Below are 816 nucleotides of genomic sequence, written 5' to 3' on the forward strand. Positions count from 1 at the left end.
CTACTCCCCGGTCGCTCGCCGCTACTGGGGGAATCTCGGTTGATTTCTGTTCCTCGGGGTACTGAGATGTTTCAGTTCCCCCGGTTCGCCTCCTGACCCTATGGATTCAGATCAGGATACCCAGCTGATGCTGGGTGGGTTTCCCCATTCGGAAATGCCCGGGTCACAGGTTATTTGCCACCTCGCCGAGCCTTATCGCAGGCTGTCACGTCCTTCATCGCCTCTGGCTGCCAAGGCATCCACCGTATGCGCTTCATCGCTTGACCATATAACCCGAAAGGGTCTGGCCCGCGATGACGTCACGACAATTGCCGGATACGCTTGAGACGTATCTTGCGTTCCTTTCTCTCGAAAGAAACTTGTCAGCATGATCCACATTGTTAAAGAGCAATTAAAGCTGGAAGCTTTAAGCTGGAAGCTTGAAGAGAAAACCTCTCTTTCCAAGCGTCTAGCTTAAAACTTCAAGGACTGTGGGTTGTCTTCCAGCTTCAAGCTTTCGGCTTCAAGCTCGAGAGTGGTGGAGCCTAGCGGGATCGAACCGCTGACCTCCTGCGTGCAAGGCAGGCGCTCTCCCAGCTGAGCTAAGGCCCCCTTTGAGCTGTAAGCGGTAAGCTTGAAGCGGTAAGAAACCCCGAAGAGCCGTCACTGAGGTTCACTTAAAGCTTATAGCTTAAGGCTTATCGCTGATGTTGGTGGGTCTGGGCAGACTTGAACTGCCGACCTCACCCTTATCAGGGGTGCGCTCTAACCAACTGAGCTACAGACCCAAACAGTCTTTGCTCTGGTCGATCAGGTAATTCAATGTGAGCACTTGCC

At 53.2% G+C, this 816-nt stretch carries 2 tRNA genes and 1 rRNA gene; all 3 read right to left on the bottom strand.

Annotation, left to right across the window (positions count from 1 at the left end):
* Positions 1-266: ribosomal RNA gene (locus GFD32_RS14510) — 23S ribosomal RNA — on the bottom strand; the annotation flags it as partial.
* 249 nt (positions 267-515) lie between these two features.
* A tRNA-Ala gene (locus GFD32_RS14515) sits at positions 516-591 on the bottom strand.
* 99 nt (positions 592-690) lie between these two features.
* Positions 691-767, bottom strand: a tRNA-Ile gene (locus GFD32_RS14520).
* Between the last annotated feature and the right edge of the window lie 49 nt (positions 768-816).

Source organism: Halomonas faecis, assembly GCF_010993975.1.
Taxonomy (GTDB): domain Bacteria; phylum Pseudomonadota; class Gammaproteobacteria; order Pseudomonadales; family Halomonadaceae; genus Halomonas; species Halomonas faecis.